13 protein-coding genes are annotated in these 17,279 nt (G+C 62.0%); 5 read left to right on the top strand and 8 right to left on the bottom strand.

Annotated features, from left to right (window positions below; all coding sequences use genetic code 11):
- Nucleotides 1-141: 141 nt before the first annotated feature.
- The 3 genes from PAN31117_RS22660 to PAN31117_RS22650 are packed head-to-tail and all read right to left on the bottom strand — an operon-like array spanning nucleotide 142 to nucleotide 7,862.
- Nucleotides 142-3,306, bottom strand: a complete 3,165-nt coding sequence (locus PAN31117_RS22660) for a multidrug efflux RND transporter permease subunit (RefSeq protein WP_150740197.1) — start codon at nucleotides 3,304-3,306, stop codon at nucleotides 142-144.
- Nucleotides 3,303-6,479: an MdtB/MuxB family multidrug efflux RND transporter permease subunit gene (locus PAN31117_RS22655; protein WP_150740196.1), complete on the bottom strand. Its 3,177-nt coding sequence runs from the start codon at nucleotides 6,477-6,479 to the stop codon at nucleotides 3,303-3,305. Before PAN31117_RS22655 ends, PAN31117_RS22660 begins: the two co-directional genes overlap by 4 nt.
- Before the next feature lie 18 nt (nucleotides 6,480-6,497).
- The gene (locus tag PAN31117_RS22650) at nucleotides 6,498-7,862 is read right to left on the bottom strand and encodes an MdtA/MuxA family multidrug efflux RND transporter periplasmic adaptor subunit (protein ID WP_246189223.1); all 1,365 of its coding nucleotides are present in this window, start codon (nucleotides 7,860-7,862) and stop codon (nucleotides 6,498-6,500) included.
- A gap of 627 nt (nucleotides 7,863-8,489) precedes the next feature.
- Here PAN31117_RS22650 and PAN31117_RS22645 point away from each other — a divergent pair.
- Nucleotides 8,490-9,209: a response regulator gene (locus PAN31117_RS22645; protein ID WP_039400753.1), complete on the top strand. Its 720-nt coding sequence runs from the start codon at nucleotides 8,490-8,492 to the stop codon at nucleotides 9,207-9,209.
- Nucleotides 9,206-10,483 carry an ATP-binding protein gene (locus PAN31117_RS22640; RefSeq protein WP_150740195.1) on the top strand — a complete coding sequence of 426 codons (1,278 nt, stop codon included), beginning with the start codon at nucleotides 9,206-9,208 and terminating at the stop codon, nucleotides 10,481-10,483. Before PAN31117_RS22645 ends, PAN31117_RS22640 begins: the two co-directional genes overlap by 4 nt.
- Nucleotides 10,484-10,783: 300 nt before the next feature.
- On the opposite strand, the gene PAN31117_RS22635 is transcribed toward PAN31117_RS22640, so the two are convergent.
- Nucleotides 10,784-11,077 (bottom strand): H-NS histone family protein, encoded by a 294-nt coding sequence (locus PAN31117_RS22635; RefSeq protein ID WP_039400758.1) that lies wholly within the window; start codon nucleotides 11,075-11,077, stop codon nucleotides 10,784-10,786.
- An 825-nt stretch (nucleotides 11,078-11,902) separates the two neighbouring features.
- On the opposite strand from PAN31117_RS22635, the gene PAN31117_RS22630 reads away from it, so the two are divergent.
- Entirely contained in the window at nucleotides 11,903-12,541 is a 639-nt protein-coding gene (locus PAN31117_RS22630) for a GNAT family N-acetyltransferase (RefSeq protein WP_150740194.1), read from the top strand.
- 56 nt (nucleotides 12,542-12,597) lie between these two features.
- Nucleotides 12,598-13,980, top strand: coding sequence for an MFS transporter (locus tag PAN31117_RS22625; RefSeq protein ID WP_150740193.1), 1,383 nt, complete (start codon nucleotides 12,598-12,600; stop codon nucleotides 13,978-13,980).
- A gap of 12 nt (nucleotides 13,981-13,992) precedes the next feature.
- On the opposite strand, the gene PAN31117_RS22620 is transcribed toward PAN31117_RS22625, so the two are convergent.
- From PAN31117_RS22620 to PAN31117_RS22610, 3 genes are read right to left on the bottom strand one after another with little or no spacing between them, the layout of a single operon-like run.
- On the bottom strand, nucleotides 13,993-14,442 hold the full coding sequence (locus tag PAN31117_RS22620) for a DUF6691 family protein (protein ID WP_150740192.1): 450 nt from the start codon (nucleotides 14,440-14,442) through the stop codon (nucleotides 13,993-13,995).
- Nucleotides 14,439-14,885 (bottom strand): YeeE/YedE family protein, encoded by a 447-nt coding sequence (locus PAN31117_RS22615; protein ID WP_150740191.1) that lies wholly within the window; start codon nucleotides 14,883-14,885, stop codon nucleotides 14,439-14,441. Before PAN31117_RS22615 ends, PAN31117_RS22620 begins: the two co-directional genes overlap by 4 nt.
- 22 nt (nucleotides 14,886-14,907) lie before the next feature.
- Nucleotides 14,908-15,279: an ArsR/SmtB family transcription factor gene (locus PAN31117_RS22610; RefSeq protein WP_150740190.1), complete on the bottom strand. Its 372-nt coding sequence runs from the start codon at nucleotides 15,277-15,279 to the stop codon at nucleotides 14,908-14,910.
- Nucleotides 15,280-15,410: 131 nt separating this feature from the next.
- Here PAN31117_RS22610 and PAN31117_RS22605 point away from each other — a divergent pair, with 131 nt between their 5' ends.
- Nucleotides 15,411-16,280: an MBL fold metallo-hydrolase gene (locus tag PAN31117_RS22605; protein ID WP_150740189.1), complete on the top strand. Its 870-nt coding sequence runs from the start codon at nucleotides 15,411-15,413 to the stop codon at nucleotides 16,278-16,280.
- Here the strand turns inward: PAN31117_RS22605 and PAN31117_RS22600 are convergent.
- Nucleotides 16,267-17,190: a LysR family transcriptional regulator gene (locus PAN31117_RS22600; RefSeq protein WP_246189222.1), complete on the bottom strand. Its 924-nt coding sequence runs from the start codon at nucleotides 17,188-17,190 to the stop codon at nucleotides 16,267-16,269. The two genes, PAN31117_RS22605 and PAN31117_RS22600, sit on opposite strands and share 14 nt — an antisense overlap.
- Between the last annotated feature and the right edge of the window lie 89 nt (nucleotides 17,191-17,279).

Below are 17,279 nucleotides of genomic sequence, written 5' to 3'. Positions count from 1 at the left end.
CGAGGCATGGCGGACATCGGCCCTTCGGCCGCAACAGAGGTCACTGAATTAACTGAGACTGCAGAAGCTTCAAACGGTGAGGAAGCGCCGGGAGTCAGTGGAGCCACGGCAGCCTTCGACGAGAGCGCATTGCGCATTGCATCAGCCATGGCCAACCTCCCCCACATCGTTGTGGCCGGTCTTACCACGCGCACGCCAACGCATCCAGCGTAGCCGCACACGATCGAGATACAGATACACGACCGGCGTCGTATAGAGCGTGAGGACTTGACTCACCAACAACCCGCCCACGATGGAAATGCCGAGCGGTTGGCGCAGTTCCGCGCCGTCGCCCGTGCCCAGCGCCAGCGGGATTGCACCAAGCATGGCAGCCATTGTCGTCATCATGATCGGGCGGAAGCGCAGCACGCACGCCTTGAAGATCGCCTCGCGCGGAGGCAGATTCTGGCGTCGCTCTGCATCGAGCGCGAAGTCGATCATCATGATCGCGTTCTTCTTCACGATACCGATCAGCAGAATCACACCGATGAGCGCGATGATGCTGAACTCGGTATTGAACAGCAGCAATGCCAGCAACGCGCCAACACCCGCCGACGGCAACGTCGACAGAATCGTGAGCGGGTGGATGTAACTCTCATAGAGCACGCCCAGCACGATATACACCGTCAACAGCGCCGTCAGAATCAGGATGGGCTGCGAGGACAATGCCGACTGGAACGCCTGCGCCGTGCCCTGGAAGCTGCCCTGCACCGACGTCGGCATACCAAGACGCCCCACCGCATCGTTGATCGACGCCTGCGCCTGCGAAAGCGAGACGCCCGCCGGCAGGTTGAACGAAATCGTACTCGCGGCAAACTGGCCCTGATGCGAGACGCCCAATGCCGTATTCGTCGGACGATAACGTGCGAAAGCCGAAAGCGGCACCTGAGCTCCCGCCGACGTCACCACGTAGATGTCCTTGAGCGACTCCGGACTCTGCCACCATTGCGGGGCCACTTCCATCACGACCTTGTACTGATTGAGCGGGTTGTAGATGGTCGAAACCTGGCGCTGACCGAACGCGTCGTTGAGCACGTTGTCGATCTGGCTCATCGTCAGACCGAGCCGCGACGCCTGGTCGCGATCGACGTCGAGCGTAGTCTGCAGGCCCTTGTCCTGCTGATCGGTGTTCACGTCGGTGAGATTCGGCAGACGCGAAATCGCGTTGCGCACCTTCGGCTCCCACTCTCGCAACTGCTGGAGGTCGTCCGCCTGCAAGGTGTACTGATACTGCGCATTGCTCGAACGCCCGCCCACGCGAATGTCCTGCACGGATTGCAGGTACAGCATCGCACCCGGTTCCTTGGCCAGCTTGCCCCGCAGACGCGCAATCACCTGATCGGCCGTAATCTTTCGCTCGCCCAACGGCTTGAGCGTGACGAACATCGAACCGCCGTTGCGATTCGAACCGCCGGTGAAGCCCGTGACCGTTGCGACATCGGGATCGGCCTGCACAATCTTGATGAAGTCCGCAAGCTTCTTCTCCATGGCCTGAAACGAGATCGCCTGGTCGGCCTGAATGAAGCCGATCATGCGTCCGGTGTCCTGCTGCGGGAAGAAGCCTTTCGGCACCACCATGTAGAGCCAGACGTTCAGACAGATCGTCGCCAGCAGAATCAGCAGCATGAGCGGACCATGGCGCAGCGCCCACGCGAGCGAGCGCTCGTACTCGCGCAGCATTGCCTCGAACATGCGCTCGGTCCAATTGCCCATGCGCATCCAGATGGACGGTGGTTTGGGCGGTTCAGGCGCTAGCGGCGCGGTGCCGGCGGGCACACCCGGCGCGGCCCGCCCCTTGAGCAGCCGTGCACACATCATCGGCGTAGTCGTCAGCGACACAACGAGCGAGACCATGATCGCCGCCGACAGCGTGACCGCAAACTCGCGGAACAGGCGACCGACGATGCCGCCCATGAGCAGCAACGGAATGAACACCGCCACCAGTGAAATGCTCATCGAGAGCACGGTAAAGCCGACTTCGCGCGTTCCCTTGAGCGCCGCCGCAAACGGACTTAAGCCCTCTTCGATGTGCCGGGAGATGTTCTCCAGCACCACGATGGCGTCGTCAACGACAAAACCGGTCGCAATCGTGAGCGCCATGAGCGACAGGTTATCGAGACTGAAACCGCACAGATACATGATCCCGAACGTGCCGATCAGCGAGACCGGCACGGCCACGCTCGGAATCAGTGTGGCGCGCCAGTTCCGCAGGAACAGGAACACGACCATGATCACGAGCGCAATCGAGATCAGCAGCGTGCGCTCGACTTCCTTGAGCGACGCCCGAATCGTCGGCGTCCGGTCCATCACCACGTCGAGATTGATCGCCGCCGGAATCGAAGCGCGCAGGTTCGGCAGGATTTTGTTGATGCCGTCGACCGTCTGGATGATGTTCGCGCCCGGCTGCGTCGTAATGATGAGCAGCACCGAAGGCTTGCCGTTGGCGGAACCGGCATTGCGCACGTCCTGCACCGAGTCGACTACATCGGCGATATCGGAGAGCCGCACCGGCCGCCCGTCCTGATAGGCGACGATAACCGGCAGGTATTCCTTGGCCGTCTTCGCCTGATCGTTGGCAAGGATCTGCCAGCGGCGATCGCCGTCTTCAAGCGCGCCCTTCGGACGGTTCGCATTCACGGCCTGAATCGCCGTACGCACCGTCTCAAGCGGAATCTGATACTTGTTGAGCGCCGTGGGATTGAGCTCGACGCGCACGGCCGGCAGCGAGCTGCCCCCCACCGTCACATCGCCCACCCCTTCGAGTTGCGAGATCTTCTGCGCGAGGATGGTCGATGCCGCGTCGTACATCTGGCCGCGCGTCATGCTCTCGGACGTCAGCGCAATGATCATCACCGGCGCACTCGCCGGGTTCACCTTGCGGTAGGTTGGATTGCTCGGCAATCCCGTCGGCAGCAAGCTGCGCGCCGCGTTGATCGCCGCCTGCACATCGCGCGCCGCACCGTTGATATCGCGCGAAAGATCGAATTGCAGTGTGATGCGGGTTGAGCCGAGCGAGCTGTTCGACGTCATTTCCGTCACACCGGCGATGCGCCCGAGCGAACGCTCCAGCGGCGTGGCCACGCTGGCCGCCATCGTTTCCGGGCTCGCGCCAGGCAGCGACGCCGACACCGAGATCGTCGGAAAGTCCACCTGTGGCAATGGCGAGACAGGCAACAGCCCGAAGGCAACGATGCCCGCCAGCGTCACCCCGATGGTGAGCAGAACGGTCGCGACCGAGCGCTTGATGAAGACGGCCGACAGGTTCATCGTGCCGGACCGTCCGTGGTCACCGCACCAGCGGGACCGGAACCACCCGGGCCGCCATGATCGTCGTGGCCCGCGCTATCCGACGGTCCGAAACGGCGCGCGCGCCACGCGCGCGCCCGCATCGCCCAGCGGTCGAACCACAGGTAGATCACCGGCGTGGTGAAGAGCGTGAGTACCTGACTGACCATGAGACCGCCGACCATCGTGATACCGAGCGGTTGACGCAACTCGGAGCCGACACCGGAGCCGAGCATCAGCGGCAGCGCGCCCAGCACGGCGGCCATCGTCGTCATCAGAATTGGCCGGAAACGCAGCAGGCACGCCTGATAAATTGCCTCGCGCGGTGCCATGCCGTGTTCGCGCTCCGCTTCGAGCGCGAAGTCGATCATCATGATGGCGTTCTTCTTCACGATACCGATCAGCAGAATGATGCCGATGATCGCGATGATGCTGATGTCGTTGCCCGAGACCATGAGCGCAAGCAACGCGCCCACGCCCGCCGACGGCAGCGTCGACAAAATGGTAATCGGATGGATGTAGCTCTCATAGAGCACGCCCAGCACGATATACATCGTGACGACCGCCGCGAGAATCAGCCACAGCGTATTCGACAGCGACGCCTGGAACGCCTGCGCAGCGCCCTGGAAAGTCGTCTGGGTGCTCACCGGCAAGCCGATGGATTGTTCCGCTTCGGTAATCGCCTTCACCGCTTCACCGAGCGATGCCCCCTTGGCCAGATTGAACGAGATCGTCGCCGCCGGGAACTGCGCCTGATGGTTGATCGCCAGCGGTGTGGGCTTCTCGATAATCTTCGCGAACGACGTGAGCGGCACCTGCACGCCAGTCGTCGACGCGACGTAAATGCCCTTGAGCGCATCCGGCCCGCGCTGGAAGTCGTTAGCCACTTCCAGCACCACACGATACTGCGACGCCTGCGTATAGATCGTGGAAATCAGACGCTGACCGAAAGCGCTGTATAGCGTCTGATCGACGGCCGCAGGCGTCACGCCCAGACGGCTCGCCGTATCGCGGTCGATCTCCACATACGCCTGCAAGCCGTTGACCTGCAAGTCGCTTGTCACATCGGCCAGCTGCGGCACGTGTTGCAGCTTGTCGACGAGCTTCGGCACCCAGACGCCCAGCGTATCCAGACTCGGATCCTGCAACGTGAACTGATACTGCGTGCGGCTGATACGGTCTTCAATCGTCAGATCCTGCACCGGCTGCATATAGAGCGCGATGCCGGGGACCTTCGCGACTTCGGGCTGAATGCGGCGAATCACCTCGGAGGCGTCGATCCCGCGTGTTGCCTTGTCTTTCAGGTTGATGAGCAGGCGCCCGCTGTTGAGCGTTGCGTTCACGCCATCAACACCGATGAAGGACGACACAGATTCGACTGCGGGGTCCTTGAGCACCTCGGCGACCAGTGCCTGCTGACGCTCGCCCATCGCCGCAAACGAGATGGACTGCGGCGCTTCGGAAATGCCCTGGATCACGCCGGTGTCCTGCACCGGGAAGAAGCCCTTCGGCACCCACATATAGAGCAGCACCGTCAACACCAGCGTGCCGAGCGCGACGAGCAGCGTGGCCGCTTGACGGTCGAGTACCCACGTGAGCCATTCGCCGTACTTCGCAATAATGCGATCGAACAACTCGCCGGTCTTGCGATAGAACTTGCCCTGCTTCTCATCAGGCACGTGACGCAGCAACTTGGCGCACATCATCGGCGTCAGCGTCAGCGACACCACGGCCGAAATCAGAATCGACACCGCCAACGTAACCGCGAACTCGCGGAACAGACGCCCCACCACGTCGCCCATGAACAACAGCGGAATCAGCACGGCGATCAGCGAGAACGTGAGCGAAATGATGGTGAAGCCGATCTGCTCGGCGCCCTTGAGCGCCGCCTGCAACGGCTTCTCACCCTGCTCCATATACCGGGCGATGTTCTCGATCATCACGATGGCGTCATCGACCACGAAACCGGTCGCAATGGTCAGCGCCATGAGCGTCAGGTTATTGATCGAGAAGCCAGCGAGATACATCACGCCGAAAGTCCCGATCAGCGAGAGCGGCACGGCGACACTCGGAATAATGGTGGCCGATACGTTGCGCAGGAAAACGAAAATCACCATCACTACCAGAGCGACGGCAAGAATCAGTTCGAACTGAACGTCCGAAACCGACGCACGGATCGTCGTGGTGCGATCGGTGAGCAGCTGCACGTCGATGCTGCCCGGCAGTGCCGCCTGCAATTGCGGGAGCAACGCCTTGACCTTATTGACGGTCTCGATCACGTTCGCACCCGGCTGGCGCTGCACGTTCAGCACGATGGCCGGGGTGGTGTCGGCCCACGCGGCGAGCTTCGTGTTCTCCGCGCCGTCGATCACATCGGCAATGTCGGACAGACGAATCGGCCCGCCATTCTTATAGGCGATGACGAGATTGCGGTATTCGTCTGCCGACGCCAGTTGGTCGTTCGCGTCGATGGTCGAAGCGCGCAGCGGACCGTCGAAACTCCCCTTCGCCTGATTGACGTTGGCGGCCGCAATCGAAGTACGAACGTCTTCGATGTTCAGCCCATAGGACGTGATGGCGCGCGGGTTGACCTGAATCCGCACGGCCGGACGCTGCCCGCCGGAAATACTTACGAGACCGATGCCCGGCAACTGTGAAATCTTCTGCGCCACGCGCGTGTCGACCAGATCCTGCAGCTTCGGCAGCGGCATGGTCTTCGACATGATCGCCAACGTCAGAATCGGGGTGTCCGCCGGATTGACCTTGTTGTAAATCGGCGGCATCGGCAGATCGCTCGGCAGCAGGTTGCTGGCGCTGTTGATCGCGGCCTGCACCTCCTGCTCGGCCACGTCGAGGCCAAGGTCAAGCGAGAACTGAAGCGTAATCACCGACGCACCGCCCGAGCTGGTCGACGACATCTGGTTCAGTCCCGGCATCTGCCCAAACTGACGCTCCAATGGCGCGGTCACCGATGAGGTCATCACATCAGGGCTCGCGCCCGGATATAGCGTGACGACCTGAATGGTCGGATAGTCGACTTCGGGCAGTGCCGAGAGCGGCAACAGCCGGTAAGCGACGAAACCGGCGAGCAGAATCGCCAGCATCAGCAACGATGTGGCGACCGGTCGGAGAATAAACTGACGTGACGGATTCATTAGCGACGTTAATCTAGCTCACTGCGCCTGACGGCGATGCGCACCGCCGTTGCCGTTACGCTTCTCGCCCGGGGCGCGCGGCGCAACCGCTGCGGCTCGGCTCTCTGCAGTGATCACTTCGACCTTCGCGCCATCGCGCAGCTTGTCCATGCCGTCGATCACGAGCTTCTCGCCCGGATCGATCCCGGACTCCACCGCCATGTTCGTGCCGTCGGTCGGTCCGAGCTTCACCGTCTTGAGCTTGACCGTCTGATCCGGCTGGACGGTGTAGACGAAGCTGCCCTGCGTGCCGCGCTGAACCGCAGCGCTCGGGATAAGCGTCACGCCCTTGAGCGTGTCCACCAGCATCTTCACGTTGACGAACTGATTCGGGAACAGCATGCCGTCGGCGTTGGCGAACTCGGCCTTGAGCTTGACCGTGCCCGTCGTCGTATCGATCTGGTTGTCAATGGAGGCGAGCTTGCCGTCGGCCAGCTTGGTCTTGCCTGCCCGGTCGAACGCCTCGACGGGCAACGTCTCGCCGCCGCGCGAGCGCTTAACGACCTTCGGCAAGTTGTCTTCGGGAATGGTGTAGACGACGGTGATCGGCGTGACTTCGTTGATGATGACGATCCCGTTGGTATCCGAAGCGTGGATGATGTTGCCCGGATCGACCTGACGCAGGCCTGCGAGGCCGGAGACCGGAGCCGTGACGCTCGCATAGGTCAGTTGCAGGCGGGCGCTATCGAGTTGTCCCTGATCGGACTTGACGGTCCCTTCGTACTGCTTGACGAGCGCGCGCTGCGTGTCGACCGTCTGCGTGGCAATCGAATCCTGCTTGAGCAGCGTTTCGTATCGCGCGAGATCGAGCTGCGCATTCTTGAGCAGCGCCTGATCGCGCGCCAACTGGCCTTCCATCTGGGTAACCTGCACCTGGAACGGACGCGGATCGATCTCGGCGAGCAGTTGCCCCGCCTTGACAAGATCGCCTTCCTTGAAATGCACCTTCATGAGCTGGCCGTCGACGCGCGAGTGCACAGTGACGCTGCGCGTCGGCGTGACCGTGCCCAGCCCGTTGAGGAACACCGGCAGATCGCCGGTCTTCGCCACGACTGCCGTGACCGGTGTAGCCGGTGCACCTGCGCCTGCCATGCCTGCTGGCGGACCGGCCCGGCGTCCACCGGCCTGTGCCGGTCCCTGCGCGTTCTGCGAGTGCAGACGGTAGTAGACACCCCCGGCGATAAGCACGACGATCAGTCCGAGGAAGCCCGGCACTAGCCAGCGGCGCTTGCGCGACGGCTCGGTGGATGTCGGCGAAACCGGGGGCGTTGGCGGCACCTGCGGGGCAGGGGAGCGCTCAGAACCGTTCGGTTTTTCGGAACCGTGGGGACCGTGCTCGGTCATGACTTCCTCGTAACAGCGGAGTAGTTGGCGGATTCGTCCAATGGGGACGACGTTCTTTTCTTTGGTTTGCTGCGGCGCGGCAAACTGCCCGGGAAGCCCCGAAACAGCGGCATGCACCTCATTGGCTGACCAGCATAGCAGACGGTTGTAACAGCTCGATGGGATAGCTTGTTACAAGAGTTTCCTCTGTGCCGTCGATCGGAATTGTCCGACGCTGCTAAATGACCGGGCGGACGAACGATGGTTCGCACCTGCCCGCCGATCTTGTCCATCGATGCCTTGCATCGCCTTGCCGTGCATCGCTGTGCAGTGCCTTGGCGCAGCGTCTCGTGAGGTGGGACGTGCGCTTGGGTGTGCGATTTACTGCCAGACCGACCGCCTGTTATGGATGACGCGCGACGAAACACTGGCAAAACCGATTCCGTCAGGGCCAATCAGGCAGTCTGATTAAGAGACCGAAGCTTACTCGACGCTGGTGAAATTCGTGTGCGTTTCCTGTGTTATCGCGGCTCGCACTATTATTACGCATCGTTACAGGCGACCAAGACTGTAATTTCCGGAAACAAAACACGTGCAAAGCCGCGCAGCGAGGCCACTATCATGACGACACAACCTGTCCGAGCGAATATGAAGATTCTTGTTGTCGACGACGATCCCGATCTGCGTGACCTGCTGCGCGAGTATTTGAGCCGCCACGGCTTCTCCGTCGCAGTCATGCACGACGGCGAAGGGCTGGCCGCACGCCTTGAGCGCGAGCGTCCCGCCCTGATCGTGCTCGACCTGATGATGCCCAAGGTGGACGGTCTGACCGCGCTGCGCGACCTGCGCGCGCGCAACGACGACGTGCCGGTGATTCTGCTCACCGCACGCAGCGACGAAATCGACCGTATCGTCGGACTGGAAATCGGGGCCGACGACTATCTTGGCAAGCCCTTCAGCCCGCGCGAACTGCTCGCCCGCATTAACGCAGTGCTGCGCCGTCGCAAGACGCCCGACGCCGCCGTGCCGGAGCAGCGCGAGAATTACGCGTTCGGCCCGTTCATGCTCGACTTCCGCAGTCGCACGCTGACCCGCGACTCGCAATTGCTCACGCTCTCGGATGGCGAATACGGCCTGCTGCGGCTGCTGGTGAACCACGCGATGCAGGTCTTGTCGCGCGAACGCATTATCGAATTGCTTTATGGGGCCGACAGCGACGTGAACGATCGCGGCATCGACGTGCAGATCTGGCGCCTGCGCCGTCTGCTCGACGAGGACGCGCAAAGCCCGCGCTTTATTCAGACTGTGCGCGGGCGCGGCTATATCTTTGTTCCCGACGGCCAACGCGCCGACATGGCCACCGCATGAAAGGCCGTTTTGACACGCTGTTCGGCCGGCTCGCGGTGCTCATCATCGCGGCGCTGGTCATTAGTCATTTCTCGTATCTCACGATCCTTCGCAGCGATCACGACGAGATGCGCGTGCAGAACGCCGCCGAACAGATGGCGTTCATCATCAAGGCGGCGTCCGAGGTCCACGAAGGCAATTCGACGCTCACGCTGCCCGATCTCGTTCAGGTCGTTCCCGTCTCGTTCGCTCATGGGGATGTTTTCGAACCGGCCAGCAAGAGCGCGCGCCTGACGACCGAACTCGCCCGCCGTCTGCCCGCTGGTACGCAATTACGCGTGGAGCGCACGCCGCCGCCACGGATCTGGGCGCGTCTGCCGGGCCGTGACTACTGGATTGCGACCCCCGTATTGTCCGTACGAAATCCACCGGGGACGGCGACGATTCTGCCGGGTCTGGCCGCCGTCCTAGGGATTACTGTCATCTTCGCGTTGTTCGCTGCGTGGCAATTGCAGCGCCCGGTGCGGGACATGGCGGCCGCCGCCGAACAACTGGCGACCCATCGTGTTCGAACGCAGGTCAAAGAGCGCGGCCCGCTGGAGCTGCGGCAATTGACGGAGCGTTTCAATCGCATGAGTCAGGACATCGTGCAAACCGACCGTGAGCGCAATACGATGCTCGCCGGCATTGCACACGACCTGAAAACGCCGCTCGCACGACTGCGTCTGCGTGCCGAGATGCTCGACGACGTACAAATGAGCGAAGGCATCACCCGCGACGCCGAATCGATGACGCGCATCGTCGACCAGTTCCTGCTGTTCGCGCGTGGCGTCGAGCTCGATAGCGCCGCCTCGCCGGTCGAAGCTCGTATCCCGTCGCTGATCGCGCCGTTCCTCGATCAGGGATACATCATCGACCTGGACTTGCAGGCCGGGCCGGGCTTCAAGCTGCGCCAGACGTATCTGGAGCGCATCGTGAACAATCTGCTCGATAACGCCGTGACGTACGGCCGCGCACCGCTGACGATCCGCACGTCGCAAGACGCAGGTGGCTGGCGTCTCGTGATTGAGGACAGCGGCCCGGGCATTCCCAACGAAGACATCAATCGCATCGTGCGCCCGTTCGTGCGACTTGACCCGGCGCGCGGCGGCAATGCCCATTGCGGTCTCGGTCTCGCTATCGTCGATAAGCTCACTCAGCAGCTCGGCGGACGCGTCTCCTTCGCCAACCGCGCCTCCGGGGGCCTGCAAGTCACGTTGATGTTCCCGCCTGACGATCCCGGTGCCGAGGGATAAGAGAACAAGGGACGGGGGCAAAGCGCTTTGAACACCCCAACGCCCGCGCCAATTCCCAGTCAATGAAAAAACCCGCCGTCGATTAACGAACGGCGGGTTTTGACTTTTACGGCACTGCATCACATCAAGCCACAGCCAGGCGATCCGGGATGGGGGGCAATGCGACTACTGGGCTGCGCTTTACTGCTCACAGGGACACGACGGAGATGGCAAAGACTGTGCGAGTAAGGCACATCCATATTGACTCCCCAGCCTCCCTGGCATGTGACCGGCAATGCCAGTCCGGCTTACGCCGGCGAATTACTTCGCGATCAGGAATTTCTCGCGGCTCTTGCCAATCCACTTCGGCGCGCGACCACGGCCCGACCACACTTCGCCGGTCTCGGGGTTGCGATACTTCGGAGCGATGGGCGCACGGGCCGGGCGGCGGCGGCCGTCCGTCGTAGCGAGACCGAGATCCTTCGCGGTGAGCTCGTATTCCTCGATCTTCTGTTTGACTGCGGCAATGACCTGAGCCACTTCACGGGCGCGGGCCTCTTCGATCTGCTTTTCGATTTTGTCGCGTTGCGCGACGAGTTCCTTATAGCTTGCCATCTGGCGTGTCCTTACCTTGTTAAAAATGGATCGCCACTTAAAATAGCACGAGTTTTAATAATTTGAAAACCGCATTTCCATCAAATGAGTCTGTGGACGCCGAAATTGCATTGAATTGTCCGAGGGACACTTCAGAAAATGCACAGAATCGGGGCATATATCCGGGATTACCGTCACAGTCCTTCGCCCCATAACCCCTCCGAAAACAAGTTGGGGTCACCGTCAATTTCCTCGCAATATGAGATGAATCCACAGGCTGGTGATGAGGACTCCACACGGCACTATTGGTTCACGCTTCATACTGCAAGGGTGAGAAAGCTTTCCCCACCTATCCTGCCAAGTTGCCCGGTGCATCACGCTTTCACATAAATCGACGCATCAAAATATACGATCACAAATATTTAAGCGCAATCCGATCATTCTGTTATCCGAAGCACTGCAATCATTCGGAAAATTCTCAACCGACTGCCGCAATTTACGGATAAGTTGCGTTGAGGATTTAGCGAAATGCGCCGACGAATCGTCCGCATTACGGGCGAAGAGCGTCCACAAGTCGGCATAGGGATAAATTGCGATGCTCGGCAAACTGTCATTTTTTGTTGACGTATACGTCAAACTCATACGGGAATCTGATTTCACGAATCCGGGAAGTTTTCGTAAGATAAGCTAATTCACCCGCAGCCCGATGCCTGCCAAAGCCAGCACTGTCGGGCCGCCCGGATGAAATGCTATAACCCCCGACAGTCGAATTAAGCCTTTGCTGATTAACCGAAATTGCCAATTCCCGAATTGAATTGGCGTCGATCTCCTACCGGACTGGGACGCATGAAGGAACGCACGACGACATCGACGACGGCCTCGGATTCGCGCTCGCCTTTCGACACCGAGGCACCCACGATCACGACCGGCCGCACGATCCTGCGCCAGTGGCGCACCAGCGACCTGCCTCTGTTCGCCGCGCTCAACGCCGATCGAGAAGTCATGTGCCACTTTCCGACGACGCTCGATCGAGCACAGAGCGACGCAGTCGCGCTCCGGCTGGCGCAGCATCTGGACACCCACGGCTATGGCCCGTGGGCGCTGGAGATCCCTGGCGTCACGCCGTTCGCGGGATTCGTCGGATTGATGTGTGTCGGGTTCGACGCGCCCTTCATCCCGGCCGTCGAAATCGGCTGGCGGCTCGCCCGCGCCTGGTGGTCGGAGGGATATGCGACGGAAGCAGCCAACGCCGCAGCCCGCTACGCCTTCGAGACGCTGGGCATGGACGATCTCGTCTCCTTCACCGTGCCTGCCAACGTTCGCTCACGCGCCGTGATGCAACGCATCGGCATGCGCCACTGTCCCGACGAAGACTTTCTGCACCCGCTGATTCCGCCCGGTCACCGGCTGCGCCGTCACGTGCTTTACCGGCTGGACGCCGCCGATTGGCGGCAAACAAGGGATGAACGTCGCTTGCGAGATTGAAGCAGACGCTTAAATCGTGGGAGAATGCGACTCTTTGCGCCAGCCGTCCCCCCATCGTGTCGCGCGCCGTCATCATCCCGCTCATCATCGCCTGCGCTTTGTTCATGGAGAACATCGACGCCACGGTGATCACTACTTCGCTGCCAGCCATGGCACGCGACCTCCATCAGGATCCGATTTCACTGAAGATGGCGCTCACCGCTTACGTGGTCGGGCTGGGCATCTTCATTCCGATCTGCGGATGGGTCTCCGACCGCTTCGGCGCGCGCAATGTGTTCCGCACCGCCATCGGCATCTTCATGGCAGGTTCGATTCTCTGCGCGGTGTCGTTTTCGCTGCCGACGTTCGTCTTTGCCCGATTTCTGCAAGGCGTGGGCGGCGCGATGATGGTGCCGGTCGGCCGGCTTGTGATCTTTCGTGCAGTGCCCAAGCACGATCTGGTGAAAGCCATCGGGTATCTGACCATGCCAGCCCTGCTTGGCCCGGTCATCGGCCCGCCGCTCGGGGGCGCCATCACCGCCTATCTGCACTGGCGTTGGATCTTCTTCGTCAATATTCCCGTGAGTCTGCTCGGCATCTATCTCGCGGGGAAGTACATCGATAACGAGCGCGGTGGCGATGCAGGTCCGCTGGACGCGATAGGCTTTGTCCTCTCGGCGCTCGGCAGCGGCCTGCTGATGCTGGGCTTGGCAATGATCGGCGAGCATCAGGTCAGCGACACAGTCGTGATCACTATGTGTGTGCTGGGCGGCGTATTCGCCTACGCCTACTGGCGACACGCCAATCGCGTCGAAGCGCCGTTGCTGGACTTCCGTCTGATGCGTATCCCTACGTTCCATGCGAGCGTCGTCGGCGGTTCGCTCTTTCGCATCGGCCTGGGTGCGGTGCCGTTCCTGTTACCGCTGGCGTTACAGGAAGGTCTGCACATGGACCCGTTCGAGTCCGGCATGATCACCTGCGCCTCAGCGTTCGGCGCGATTTTCATGAAGGCGATTGCCCAGCGGGTGCTGGCGCGATTCGGCTTCCGTCAGGTTCTTATCGTGAACGCCGGGCTGGCAGGGCTGGCGCTCGCCTCATACGGCCTCTTCACACACAACACGCCGGTCATCGTCATGCTTGGCGTCGTGGCGTTCGGCGGCTTCTTCCCTTCGCTGCAATTCACCTGCCTGAACTCCATCGTCTACGCCGACATCGCGAGCGAGGATGCGAGTCGCGCCACCAGTCTCGCCAGCGTCGTGCAGCAATTGTCGCTGGGGCTTGGGGTGACGATTTCGGGAATGGTGCTTCAGGCGAGCAGCCGACTGGCCGGCCACACGGAGTTGGTAGCCAGCGACTTCCTCCCCGCCTTCCTGGTGATCGGGTTCTTCTCGTGGCTGTCCATTCCCGTCACGCGTCAGTTGCCCGCGGACGCCGGTATGGAGCTCGCACGCAAGCACTGAACGCGGGGGACGCTACTTCGCCCCCTTCCCGCTTGCAGACCTGGCCGAATGGCCAGAAGTGACGACGGCATGGACCGCCATGCCGACGATCATCGCGACGACGAACACCAGCGCCTTACCCGATCCCGCGCCAAGCAGCACGAGCGCGGGACCGGGGCAAATCCCGGCGATCCCCCAGCCGACGCCGAACAGCAACGCACCACCCACCAGCCGCTTGTCGAGCCCAGTCAAGGCAGGCCAGACGCGAGGCTCGCCGGTCCACGCCAGCGCCTGCGAGTGTGCAAGCCGAAACCCCACGAGTCCCACCGCGACCGCACCGCCCATGACGAAGGCGAGCGACGGGTCCCATTGGCCTGCGATGTCCAGAAATCCGAGCACCTTCGCGGGATTCGCCATGCCCGCGAGGATCAGTCCCAATCCGAACACCAGACCGCCGATGAGCGCGAAGAGAATCTTCTTCATGCGGCGCCTCCGACGTGAAGCACATGGCGCACGACGTACACCGTCAGGAATCCCGTCGCCATGAAGCACAGCGTTGCGACGAGCGAGCGCCAAGAAAGACGCGACAGCCCGCACACACCGTGTCCGCTGGTGCAACCCGAGCCGAGTCGGGTGCCGAAGCCGACCAGCAGGCCCGCAGCGACGAGCATCGCAGTACTCGCCTCCACCTGCACGTCGGGCACGATCGCCACAGCGCGGTACACCCACGGCGCAGCCATCAGGCCGACGATGAATGCGACACGCCAGGCCACGTCGCCCGCACGAGGCCGCAATAACCCGCCCGTGATGCCTGAGATGCCTGCAATCCGTCCGGCAGACAACATCAGCCAGACGGCCGCGATGCCGATCAGCACGCCACCAGCAAGCGATGCCCACGGCGTGAAATGAAGGGTGTCGAGTGTCATGAGCAGAGGCTCCGTCGTGGAATCAGGATTTCGGACAGAACTGATCGTGGAGACAAGCCAGCACGGCGAGCACCGCGCCGTCGGTCACGGCGTAGTAGATACGCTTGCCGTCGCGCCGGGTCGTCACCAGCGCTTCGCTGCGCAAGACGGCGAGTTGCTGAGAGAGCGTTGGCTGCCGAATATCGAGCTGCGCTTCAAGTTCGCCCACCGATAACTCGCCCCGTGTGAGCTGACACAGGATAAGCAGACGGTCCTCGTTGGCGAGGGCACGCAACAGCGCCGTCGCGTCGTGCGCAGCGGTCCGCAAGCGCGCGAGGTCAAGCGAAGCTGCCCGGACGACAGCCGCAGGAGGGTCGACAGGCGCAACGGGGGATAGCGCAGTGACTCGTGGCATGGCAGGATCGATGCAAATCAGGAAATCGGACCGCGACGAGATGCCGCGCGCTTTCGCAAGATGTCACGCGCAATGCGTACACTTTACTGATTTATAATATATGAATCGATAAATTTTTGCAGGAGCCGGTCATGTCAGCCTCGCCAGCACACATCGAAGCCTTTTTCGACACGGCCACTGCCACGGTGACTTACGTCGTGTTCGATGCGCCCGGCGGTCGCGCGGCGATCATCGACCCAGTACTCGATTACGACCCGAAGGCCGGACGCACGCACACCGGATCGGCCGAGCGCGTGCTCGACTTCGTCGCTGCGCAGAAGCTGAGCGTCGACTGGATTCTCGAGACGCACGCGCACGCCGACCATCTGTCATCGGCCCGCTGGCTCAAAGAACACGTGGGCGGGCGCATTGCCATCGGCGCGCACATCCGCGACGTACAAAACGTCTTTAAGAAGCTCTTCCATCTGGGCGCGGACGTGCCACCCGACGGCTCGCAATTCGACCACCTTTTCGAAGATGGGGAGACCTTCGCCATCGGCACATTGCAGGCCGAGGCGATGTTCGTACCGGGCCACACACCGGCGGACATGGCGTATCGGGTGGGCGATGCCGTCTTCGTGGGCGACACCCTCTTCATGCCCGACGTGGGCACCGCGCGATGCGACTTCCCCGGCGGCAACGCACACACGTTGTTCCGCTCGATCCGTCGCCTGCTGACCCTCCCCGAATCGACGCGTCTGTACATGTGTCACGACTATCCGCCCGCCGGGCGCACGGCGCATTGGCAGACGACCGTAGGCGAGCAGCGCCGCGCGAACATCCATGTGCATGACGGCATCGACGAGGACGCCTTCGTCGCCATGCGCGAAGCGCGCGACCGCACGCTCGACATGCCGACGCTGATCCTGCCCGCCGTGCAGGTGAACATTCGTGCAGGCGACATGCCCGCGCCGGAGGCGAACGGCACGCGCTATCTGAAGATTCCGCTCAACGCGTTGTAAGCGCCGCCGGTGCCGTCAGCGACGTAGTCGTTGTCAGATGTTCGGCCAGCGCGTCGCGGGCCTGCGTTACCCACTCGGGCTCACCACGCCGCGCCGGTAGCAGATGAAACTCGGCTTCCGGCAGCGGCGGCAAGCGCCGCCCCGGCATCAGCTTGTCAACGCGCGCGAGCGAGGGCCCCGCCGCTGACGTATTCAGACACGCCACGCCCAACCCCGCACTCAACGCCAACTGCAACCCCGCCACGCCCGACGCCACATGCGCGATCGTGTATGGCACCTGCTGCTCGTCGAGCCATTGCGTCGTGAAGCGATGCAGCGCGCACGTGTCGGGCAGCACCAGCAGCGGTAGCGGCGCATCCGAATCCAGCACGAAATCCGACGACGCCACCCAATCGAGCGACTCGCGGCCGAGCGGCCGGGTGCCTGCGACGGCATCGCGCCCCAGCGACTTGCCAAGAATGCGCATCGACAAGCCGATGTCGAAGTCACCCGTGTCGTAACCGCTCTCGATCACGCCGCTTTTCAGAATCGTCACGTGGATGCGCAACGACGGATACGCCACACCGAGATGCCGGAGCATGCGCGCTACATCGCCGGGACGGAAGTAGTCGGTGATCGCCAGCCGCAACTCTCCCGAGAGCGAAAAACCGCGCACGTCGTGCCATGCGCTCTCCGACTGTGCGAGCAGATGTCTCGCGTGCCCGAGCAGCCGCTCGCCAGCCGGCGTCGTGGCCACGCCCTGCTTACCGCGCGTGAACAATGTCACGCCGATACGCTCTTCGAGCTTGCGCATCTGTTCACTGACAGAGGATTGCGAAAGAAACACGCGCGGTGCCGCAGCCGACAGACTGCCAGCCTCGGCAACGGCTACAAAGGTACGCAACTGGTCGAAATCGAATCCGGGGGCCATGATCTCATCCATTGAGGAAACCGATGGATGAAATCGTATACTCCCGCTTTTCCGATGTCAAACATCTCCCTAGACTGAAGTCGTTCTCA

This window comes from Pandoraea anapnoica (assembly GCF_902459765.1).
Taxonomy (GTDB): domain Bacteria; phylum Pseudomonadota; class Gammaproteobacteria; order Burkholderiales; family Burkholderiaceae; genus Pandoraea; species Pandoraea anapnoica.
The sequence above is the reverse complement of the archived record's forward strand: the minus strand, read 5'-3'. Positions and strand labels throughout refer to the sequence as shown.

Excerpts from the sequence above, each read along its gene's own strand:
- PAN31117_RS22660 (WP_150740197.1), bottom strand. The coding sequence starts at position 3,306 with ATGAACCTGTCGGCCGTCTTCATCAAGCGCTCGGTCGCGACCGTTCTG.
- PAN31117_RS22655 (WP_150740196.1), bottom strand. The coding sequence starts at position 6,479 with ATGAATCCGTCACGTCAGTTTATTCTCCGACCGGTCGCCACATCGTTG.
- PAN31117_RS22650 (WP_246189223.1), bottom strand. The coding sequence starts at position 7,862 with ATGACCGAGCACGGTCCCCACGGTTCCGAAAAACCGAACGGTTCTGAG.
- PAN31117_RS22645 (WP_039400753.1), top strand. The coding sequence starts at position 8,490 with ATGAAGATTCTTGTTGTCGACGACGATCCCGATCTGCGTGACCTGCTG.
- PAN31117_RS22640 (WP_150740195.1), top strand. The coding sequence starts at position 9,206 with ATGAAAGGCCGTTTTGACACGCTGTTCGGCCGGCTCGCGGTGCTCATC.
- PAN31117_RS22635 (WP_039400758.1), bottom strand. The coding sequence starts at position 11,077 with ATGGCAAGCTATAAGGAACTCGTCGCGCAACGCGACAAAATCGAAAAG.
- PAN31117_RS22630 (WP_150740194.1), top strand. The coding sequence starts at position 11,903 with ATGAAGGAACGCACGACGACATCGACGACGGCCTCGGATTCGCGCTCG.
- PAN31117_RS22620 (WP_150740192.1), bottom strand. The coding sequence starts at position 14,442 with ATGAAGAAGATTCTCTTCGCGCTCATCGGCGGTCTGGTGTTCGGATTG.
- PAN31117_RS22615 (WP_150740191.1), bottom strand. The coding sequence starts at position 14,885 with ATGACACTCGACACCCTTCATTTCACGCCGTGGGCATCGCTTGCTGGT.
- PAN31117_RS22610 (WP_150740190.1), bottom strand. The coding sequence starts at position 15,279 with ATGCCACGAGTCACTGCGCTATCCCCCGTTGCGCCTGTCGACCCTCCT.
- PAN31117_RS22605 (WP_150740189.1), top strand. The coding sequence starts at position 15,411 with ATGTCAGCCTCGCCAGCACACATCGAAGCCTTTTTCGACACGGCCACT.
- PAN31117_RS22600 (WP_246189222.1), bottom strand. The coding sequence starts at position 17,190 with ATGGCCCCCGGATTCGATTTCGACCAGTTGCGTACCTTTGTAGCCGTT.